Genomic DNA, 8,580 nt, shown 5'->3' on the forward strand with positions numbered 1-8,580 from the left:
GATGACCGAGGCCCGTCCCCCGTGTCTGCACTAGCACAAACACAAGCGTTATTCATACCGCCTGCGAGACTATTGCGGATTGGTCGTCCAAATCCCCGCCGTTTTCATGAAAACCCTTTGCGGCAGCTTCAAGCCCGCCAGAATCAGCTCGGCCACATCCTCCGGCTGCATCATCCGATCCTCGTCGCCGATAGGCAAGCCCGCGCTTGCCGCAAGCTCCGTATTTACGGTGCTCGGCGACAAAGCCGTGACGCGGATGTTCGATTTGCGGACTTCCTGCATCAGCGCCTCCGTCATGCCCATTACGGCAAACTTGGACGCGCAGTAAGCGGAGCCCGTGGCAAAGCCGCGTTCGCCGGCGGTCGATGCCACATTCACGATGGAGCCGCTGTTTTGCTTCATCATGGTAGGCAGAACGGCCCGGGTAACGTAATAAGTGCCCATGAGATTGACCTGAATGATCCGTTCCCATTCGGCGGGTTCCATATCGAGCAGCGTGCCGAACGTGGCGGTGCCGGCATTGTTGATCAGCATATCGACCGAGCCGAGCCGGCCGATAAGCGCCTCGACCGCCTTCCCAACCTCGCTCTGACTGGTGATATCGGCTTCGGCCACATGCACCTGAACGCCGAATTGGCCGGTTAATTGCTCCTGCACCGTTTTAAGATCTGCGCCGCTTCTGGCGATCAAGCCGAGATGCACGCCTTCCCGAGCCAATGCGGCCGCCGTCGCTTTGCCTATGCCTTTGCCTCCGCCCGTAATGATTGCGGTTTTGTTCGTTAACTCCATTGTCGCATTCACTCCTCTTCGCAGATCTATTTTATTCAATCTCGATTATAGTTAACCCGCGGCCGTCTAGCAAATCCGAGCGCCATCGAATCCACCCGCTCTTCCGCATCCCCTGCGCATGCGACGCATCTCCGACCCGCTCCAAATCCCTGTGCTGCCCCCTCTATCCAAAGGGCAACCTTACGGGCCGGCATCCGTATACGCCCCGCCCGTTTTCTGATATTCTTATGATTGGGCCGCTTTGGTCTTTTGTCCTATTTTTCTTATCTGATTGTTATGATTTCCTAAAATAAGCAGAGGGAATACGTGCAACCTTTTACCTGACATTCGCGTCTGGAAGGTTGCAAGAGAGGGGGACCCTTCGTGGTGGAGCCTGGTCTCATACGAGCCGCTCAATCGGGCGATCGAGACGCCCTGATCACTCTATTGCGCGAAATTGAGACCCACGTATATCGAACCGCCTATTACATTCTGAACAACGAGCAGGACGCGATGGACGCCGCGCAAGAAGCGCTTATCCGCATATACACCAGAATCGATTCTTACGAAGAAAAGGCCCAGTTCAAAACGTGGGTACAGCGGATCGTGACGAATATTTGTATCGACAAGTTCCGCCGGAACAAGCCGACCGTATCGATCGAGGAGCACGATATGGTATTTCGCGAGAAGCAGAACGTGGAAGAGGAAGTGCTGTCCGCTTATGCGGCGATGGATATCCGGGAGGCCATCGACAAGCTGCCCGAGCATCATCGGGCGGTCGTGGTGCTTCGATACTTACAGGACTTTTCGTACAACGAAATTGCGGATTCGCTTGATCTGCCCTTAAATACGGTGAAATCTTATTTATTCCGGGCAAGGCAACAGCTCCAATCGCTGCTTCAAGATTATCAGAAAGGGGGTGTCCGAGGATGACATGTCAAGAGGTGATGGACTATATGCAGCGCCATTTGGATGGCGATCTGAGCGAATACGAAACGGCGATCTTGACGGAGCACATCAGTCATTGTCCGGAATGCGCGACCATGTACGAGCGGCTTAAGCTTCTGTCCTCCGAGCTGGAAAACTTGCCGAAGGTCATGCCGCAGTACTGCCTCGTCGACGCCATCCTGCCGCAATTGGAACGTATCGAGCTGTTTGGCGCCGCCCGGCGGGCGGCCGAGCCCTCCGCCTCTGCGCCGCTCATGCCGGTCGTTCTGCCTGAGGACCCGGATCCGCGCCGAACCGGCAAACCGCGAACGCGGCACTGGACCGAGCGGCTCTCGGTTCGTGCATTCAGCGGCGTCGCAGCCGCCGGTCTTGTCATCGGCCTATTCCTGGTCACCTACAATCCGAATACGGCTAACAAAGTACTGGACAGCGGTGCGGCACTGGAGTCCGCGGATTCCAGCCTGCGTTCGGGTGCGGCGGGAGATTCCGCCGCTTCAGAAGAGAAAGGCCAAATTACCGAGTTGCAGCTCTCTCTTAAGAGTGAGTTCAACTCCTCTTCTTCCGCCGGCAACGATGCGGCTGCTGATTCCGCGAACGCAGCCGAGCCTGCGCAGGAGAGCCCCAATCCGCAGCCATCCGTTAACGGCGCAGTGCCGACGGACAATGACGGTCAAGCCTCCAAGCGGCGGAGCGATCAGGACCAGACTGCACCGGCTGCGCCTCCGAAGCAGGATCAGGAGAAGAACGCCGCCCCGAATGTGCCGGTCACGCCGAACCATGACGGCTCGGCGAGCTTCTCCGCCGATGNCGCCTCCAACGGCCAGTCCGCCGAGACGGGGAACTTTGCGGACAGCGCAGCCGGCGCAACCGACGCTCCGGCGGACAATAAATCGTTTGCGGTTCAGGATCAATCCGGCGAGCAGGCCGGTTCCGCAAGTGAGAGCAACAAGATGGGCATCATGCAGGCGCCCGCAGGGGAGCTATCGGTTTCGCCTAACGGGGCCTATACGGCTTATGTTGCGGATTCGAGGGTTACCGTGTACGATGCGGTTACCGGCGCTATCCTGTTCCAGAGCAGGGAAAAGACCAGCAAACCGACGCTTGGCGCTTGGACGGAAGACAGCCGGTTCATCGAATATGAGGTGCGGCAAAGCGCCGGCACCGTCGAGCGGTTCAAGGTTAACGCTCAAGAAGGCACCGAATCGAAAATTTAACGGAAAACGATCCGATCTCTGCACACTTCCCGCTCTGCTGCGTACATTATTGTAGCAGGGGTTACAGAGCGAGAAAGCCTTGATCTTCGTATGACCGTCCGCGGCAGGCGCCATGGACCTGCTGCCGGCGTTTATATAGATCATCAAGGACAAGGGGATGAAGCCTCGGGCATCATCCCTTTGTTGCGCGTGGGCGGGCGAGGGGAGCGTACAGCATGAATCCGAGCGTTGCGGCAAAAGAAATCAACAGCGGCCAGGTGAGGCCTTTCTATGTACTCTTCGGCAAGGACCGGTACCGGATGCAGGAGTTCGTATCCTATTTGACGGAACGGCTGCTTGGCCCGGATGAGCGAGAGCTCGGCGTGGTGAAGTTCGACATGGCGGAGACGGCCGCTGAGGAGGCGGTGCTTGAAGCGGAGACGATGCCCTTCTTCGCCAGCCGCAAGCTGGTGCTGGTACGCGATCAGTCAGTGTTGGCCTCGGGAAGCAAAGAGGGCAAAATCCAGCATGACACGGAACGGCTGCTCGCTTATGTCAAACAGCCGTCGGACACGAGCGTGGTCGTGTTCGTCGTCCATCACGACAAGCTGGACGAGCGTCGTAAAATCGTGAAGGCATTGAAGGAAAAAGACGCCGTCATCGCTTTTCCCGAGCTCGAAGGCGCAGATCTCGTGCGCTGGATCCTAAGACGCGCCCAAAGCCAGAACCGCACCATGTCGGCAGCGGCGGCGGAACGGCTGATTGCGCGGGTCGGCTCCAACCTGCAGATGCTCTCGCAAGAGACGGACAAGCTGTGCCTGTTCGCCGGCGACGGCGGCAATATCGAAGCCGAGCAGGTCGATTCGCTGACAGCGCCGACGCTGGAGGAGGACGTGTTCGCTTTGATCGACGCCATGGCGTCTTCCCGCATAGACCGGGCATTGGCGCTTTACCGGCATCTGCTGGTCCGCAAGGAAGAGCCGGTCAAAATTGCGGCGCTTATAGCCCGTCAATTCCGGATCATGCTGCAAATCAAGGAGCTGGAGCAGCGCTCTTATTCCCAGCAGCAGATGGCTTCGCAGCTCGGTTTGCATCCGTATGCCGTGAAGCTGGCGGCGGAGAAGGCGCGGGGCTGGACAACCGAGCGTCTGGGCAGCCGGCTGGAGCAGGCGGCCGAGCTCGATTACCGGATGAAAACCGGCCAAATCGACAAGGAGCTGGGCCTGGAGCTGTTCCTGCTATCCTTGAGCGCCTAAGCTCCTTGATAGCCGTCTCCTGTGTCGTCGACGGTCGGCACTTTGGCCTGAGCCAACGGAAAAGCCCGCATTCGCGTCATGCGCGAGTGCGGGCTTTTGTCAGTCAAATAACGGTCCGTTCGAACCTTATGCTTGAGCCGAAAGGGCGTTAAGCTTCTTGGCGAGACGGGATTTTTTGCGGGCGGCCGCATTTTTATGGATCAGGCCTTTCGTTACGGCTTTGTCCAATTTCTTGGTAGCCGTGACGAGCGCTGTTTGGGCAGCTTCGGCATCGGTTCCTGCGATCGCTACGTCGGCTGCTTTAACGGCCGTACGAAGTGCGGATTTCTGCGATGCATTAAGCGCACGACGTTTTTCGTTCGTTTTCACGCGTTTGACGGCGGATTTAATGTTTGGCATGTGGTTCACCTCCTGAAAGCGTAAATACCCAATACATCTTTTAACAACAACTTGAAATATTTTATCACGGCGCGACACAAAATGCAATAGTGCGACAACCTGCGTTTCCCCGGCGACCGCCGTATAGAAATGTCCCCGATGACGCATGCTAACGCCAAAAAAAGCCTTGGGAGGATTGGCCGTCCATGATGGAACATGAGCTTGATTTGCGGCAGTATAACGTACGTACGGATCTGGCGCTGGAGGCCAAGGAGCTGGCCGAAGTCGGCGGCGCCGGAGCGCTGCAGGGCGTGCGCGCGGAGACCGTCCAGGAAGAGGGCATCACGATTACGCGCATGAGCATTGATAACGAAATCGGCGCCAGGGCCATAGGCAAAATGATCGGCCAGTACGTCACGCTCGAGGTGCCCGGTCTGCGTAACCAAGACACCGTCCTGCAGGATCGCGTCGCGACAGTTTTCGCCCGGGAGTTTGAAGCGTTCCTGCAAAGGCTCGGAGTCGGCAAAAACGCCAATACGCTGATCGTCGGCCTCGGCAACTGGAACGTGACGCCGGACGCGCTCGGTCCGCTCGTCGTCGAGAATACGATGGTGACCCGCCATTACTTCGAGCTGATGCCGGACCGGGTGGCGCCCGGCTATCGTCCGGTCAGCGCGGTGGCGCCTGGCGTGCTCGGCATAACGGGTATCGAATCGAGTGAAATCGTGCAAGGCATCGTGCAGCGCACAAAGCCGGATCTCATCATCGCGATCGACGCGCTGGCCTCCAAAGCGATCGAAAGGGTCAACACGACGATCCAGATCGCCGACACGGGCATTCATCCGGGCTCGGGCATCGGCAATAAACGCAAGGGGCTAACGCAGCAAATACTAGGCGTTCCTGTCATCGCGATCGGCGTGCCGACGGTCGTCTATGCGTCCACAATCGTCAACAGCTGCATTGAACTGCTGTCCGAGCATTTCAAGCGTCAAACCGACAACGCGGGACCGATCATGGGGATGCTGCAATCCCTGCCGGAAAATGACCGGCTTCAGCTGGTGCGCGAGGTGCTGCAGCCCGTCGGCCACGATCTGCTGGTCACGCCGAAGGATGTCGACCAGTTCATCGAGGATATCGCCAACATCATCGCCAGCGGCTTGAACGCCGCCCTCCATGATGCCGTCGATTCCAGTAACGTCGCGGCGTACACGCACTGACTATTGCGCAATTCTAGCAACATCGCTTCTATCGGTTCTAGCATTCCCGATTCTCTCATAACCTGGTAGTGACTGGTGAGTGAAGAGAACGCCCGGAATGAGGAGGAACCGAACCTTGAAACGAATCGTTGCCCTGGCAGCAGGACCTCGCCGCAGTGAAGCTGTTCGCAGGTTGCTCGCAAGCGGACGCGCCTTTGCGTCGCTGACCGTATGCTCGATGCTGTTCTTTGTAATTGCCGGGTTGGCCGGCATGGCCCACTCGCAAGCTTCGGCTTCACCCGTCAGCTCCATGAAGGGGTTCGCGGCCGCCGTGTCCAGCGGGTTTTTTATCGGCCTGCTCGGCATGGAGCTGCCGGCCCTCCAAGCGCCGGATCCGGCCGTTGCGGTATCGCGGGCGGAAGCGGCGTCTTTTCTCGTGAGGCTGCTGACCGACGTCAATCCGAACGACCCGCACAGCCTGCTCGCCGGTGAAATGCCGGGCTTCCAGGGTGAGGATGCCGTCCTGCTGCGCGGCGGCACCGACGTAGCGTCGGCACCGGAGGAGCATCAACCGATTCCCGAGCCGGAGGCTGCCGGGCAACCGGAGCCCGGCGGAAGCGGCAAGGACGGCATGAACGGGAATACGGAGGACGAGCCGGCGGATGCGCCCTCAAACGATGGAGCCGTACCCGACGAGCCGGAGCCCGCCGGTCCGACGGCGGAACCCGGGGCGCCGGCGAAGCCGACGACCGGCGGCCGGAAGGTCGTATTCATCTATCATTCCCACAACCGGGAATCGTGGTTTCCGGAGCTGAAAGCAGACGCCAAAGATCCCAATTCGAGCAAAAAGAACGTGACGCTCGTCGGCAAAAGGCTGGCGCAGCGGCTGGAGGCGAACGGAGTAGGCGCCGAAAGCTCAACCGTCGATTATCCGACCGCCATCAAGGACTTCCGTTGGGAGCTGTCTTACAAATATTCCAAGCAGACGGTCGTCGACGCGATGGCCGAAAACAACGATTTCACTTTCTTTTTCGATGTGCATCGTGATTCGCAGCCGCGCAAGCTGACAACCGCGACAATCAACGGAAAAGATTTCGCGCAGGTTTATTTTGTGATCGGAAACCGCAACCCCAACTGGCGCAAGAACGAGGCGTTCGCCACCAAAATCCACGAGGCGCTTCAGCGGAAATATCCCGGTATCTCACGCGGCGTTTGGGGCAAATCGGCGAAAACGGGCAACGGCGAATACAATCAATCGCTGTCGTCCGAGAGCGTCATTATCGAGATCGGGGGCGTGGACAACACGCTGGAGGAATCTTACCGGACGGTCAACGTGCTGGCCGACGTCATCTCGGAAATCTACTGGGAGCAGGAGAAGGTGGACGCGCAGCCGGCGGCGCAGCCGGTTTCGTGAGGGGGAAGGGAAGGATGACCGGAATGCGGAAAAAAAGACCGTGGAAATACGCGCTGCTCGGGGGGCTGCTCGTGACGTTAGTGCTGTACGGTATTGAATGGTCCTCGAAAGGGATCGGCGACGTGTACGGCCCCCTGGACGTTCAGGCCGGAATTTCGAGCGTGAACGAAACGACGCCTGTCGGGACGGACGCGTCGGAGACAATGGGCGGATATGACGAACGAACACAGGCCGCGCGCGTTGAGGCGCTGCGCCGCCTGCGGAAGGCTCAGGAGGATTTGGACAGGCTGTCGGCGATGATTGAAGAGACGCCAAGGGAGCTGCCCGGTCCGCCGGCGGAATTCCAGGAGCCGAGCCTGAACAAGCTGGCGGACGGAACGGCAGGCCTGCTGCGCTCCGTGACGAACGGCGGCATCCGGTTTATCGTCTCGATCTTCGACACCGCAACCGACTGACCGGGCCGAGCGCCCGGCGCCGGCCGTTTCCAATCCGCGCCGCGCCGATTGATGCTTAACCGTTCTGTTGGTATAATGAATAGAATGACTAGCATTTAGGGGCGGTGTAGGGGATAGCATGACAGACGTTCGCAAACGGCAAGAGAAAATCCGCAACTTTTCCATCATCGCGCATATCGACCACGGCAAATCGACGCTGGCCGACCGTATCCTGGAGTTTACCGGCGCGCTGTCGTCCCGCGAGATGCAGGAGCAGGTGCTGGACCAGATGGATCTGGAGCGGGAACGCGGCATTACGATCAAGCTGCAGGCCGTCCGCCTGAGCTACCGTGCTGACAACGGCGAGGATTATATATTGAATCTGATCGATACGCCAGGCCATGTCGACTTTACGTATGAAGTGTCCCGCAGTATGGCGGCCTGCGAAGGCGCGCTGGAAACGATGCAGTCCGAGGACTGTACGCCTTCGTTGGCGCAGGCACAACGTATGAAGAAGCTGGACAACAACCTTGAGGTTTTACCGGTCATCAACAAAATCGATCTGCCCAGCGCCGATCCGGAACGGGTGAAGCAGGAAATCGAGGACGTCATCGGCCTGGACACCAGCGAAGCGGTACTGGCTTCCGCCAAGGCCGGGATCGGCATTAAGGAGATACTGGAGCAGGTTGTGCAGAAGGTTCCGGCGCCGCAAGGCGATCCGGACGAGCCGCTCAAGGCACTTATTTTCGACTCCCACTACGATCCGTACAAGGGTGTCATCGTGTACGTCAGGGTAATCGACGGCGCTATCAAGGCCGGCAAAAAAATCCGCTTCATGGCGACCGACGCCGAATTCGAGGTCATCGAGGTCGGGGCGTTCATGCCGCGGATGGGGCTGGTAGACGAACTGGCGGTCGGCGACGTTGGCTTTGTCGTCGCAGGCATCAAGAATGTGAAGGACACCCGTGTCGGCGACACGGTCACCGACGCCAA

Annotated in this window: 9 protein-coding genes; 7 read left to right on the forward strand and 2 right to left on the reverse strand. The window is 58.8% G+C overall.

Translation table 11 applies throughout. The features are described 5' to 3' along the window. Positions 1-69: 69 nt before the first annotated feature. Positions 70-789 carry a 3-ketoacyl-ACP reductase gene (locus tag BG52_RS05560; RefSeq protein WP_036580908.1) on the reverse strand — a complete coding sequence of 240 codons (720 nt, stop codon included), beginning with the start codon at positions 787-789 and terminating at the stop codon, positions 70-72. 363 nt (positions 790-1,152) lie between these two features. Here BG52_RS05560 and BG52_RS05565 point away from each other — a divergent pair, with 363 nt between their 5' ends. From BG52_RS05565 to holA, 3 genes are all read left to right on the forward strand, one after another. After that, positions 1,153-1,701 carry an RNA polymerase sigma factor gene (locus tag BG52_RS05565; protein ID WP_036580911.1) on the forward strand — a complete coding sequence of 183 codons (549 nt, stop codon included), beginning with the start codon at positions 1,153-1,155 and terminating at the stop codon, positions 1,699-1,701. Between the two features lie 14 nt (positions 1,702-1,715). Further along, positions 1,716-2,930: an anti-sigma factor family protein gene (locus BG52_RS05570; RefSeq protein WP_449578414.1), complete on the forward strand. Its 1,215-nt coding sequence runs from the start codon at positions 1,716-1,718 to the stop codon at positions 2,928-2,930. Between the two features lie 215 nt (positions 2,931-3,145). Further along, entirely contained in the window at positions 3,146-4,165 is a 1,020-nt protein-coding gene (gene holA / locus BG52_RS05575) for a DNA polymerase III subunit delta (RefSeq protein WP_036580919.1), read from the forward strand. 126 nt (positions 4,166-4,291) lie between these two features. Here holA and rpsT read toward each other — a convergent pair whose 3' ends face one another. Then, a complete protein-coding gene (gene rpsT / locus BG52_RS05580) occupies positions 4,292-4,564 on the reverse strand; it encodes a 30S ribosomal protein S20 (protein WP_036580920.1) in 273 nt (90 codons plus the stop codon). 188 nt (positions 4,565-4,752) lie between these two features. On the opposite strand from rpsT, the gene gpr reads away from it, so the two are divergent. The 4 genes from gpr to BG52_RS05600 form a co-directional block, all read left to right on the forward strand. After that, positions 4,753-5,760: a GPR endopeptidase gene (gene gpr, locus BG52_RS05585; protein ID WP_036580990.1), complete on the forward strand. Its 1,008-nt coding sequence runs from the start codon at positions 4,753-4,755 to the stop codon at positions 5,758-5,760. Positions 5,761-5,875: 115 nt separating this feature from the next. Beyond that, positions 5,876-7,153, forward strand: a complete 1,278-nt coding sequence (locus BG52_RS05590; protein WP_036580922.1) for a stage II sporulation protein P — start codon at positions 5,876-5,878, stop codon at positions 7,151-7,153. Positions 7,154-7,176: 23 nt separating this feature from the next. Next, on the forward strand, positions 7,177-7,608 hold the full coding sequence (locus BG52_RS14805) for a hypothetical protein (protein ID WP_144340743.1): 432 nt from the start codon (positions 7,177-7,179) through the stop codon (positions 7,606-7,608). Positions 7,609-7,726: 118 nt separating this feature from the next. Then, on the forward strand, positions 7,727-8,580 hold an 854-nt coding region (locus tag BG52_RS05600; RefSeq protein WP_036666957.1), incomplete at its 3' end, for a GTP-binding protein.

Origin of the sequence: Paenibacillus darwinianus (assembly GCF_000598065.1) — a bacterium.
Taxonomy (GTDB): domain Bacteria; phylum Bacillota; class Bacilli; order Paenibacillales; family Paenibacillaceae; genus Paenibacillus_I; species Paenibacillus_I darwinianus.

Coding starts and splice junctions, on each gene's coding strand:
- holA (WP_036580919.1), top strand. CDS start 3,146: ATGAATCCGAGCGTTGCGGCAAAAGAAATCAACAGCGGCCAGGTGAGG.
- BG52_RS14805 (WP_144340743.1), top strand. CDS start 7,177: ATGCGGAAAAAAAGACCGTGGAAATACGCGCTGCTCGGGGGGCTGCTC.
- rpsT (WP_036580920.1), bottom strand. CDS start 4,564: ATGCCAAACATTAAATCCGCCGTCAAACGCGTGAAAACGAACGAAAAA.
- BG52_RS05560 (WP_036580908.1), bottom strand. CDS start 789: ATGGAGTTAACGAACAAAACCGCAATCATTACGGGCGGAGGCAAAGGC.
- gpr (WP_036580990.1), top strand. CDS start 4,753: ATGGAACATGAGCTTGATTTGCGGCAGTATAACGTACGTACGGATCTG.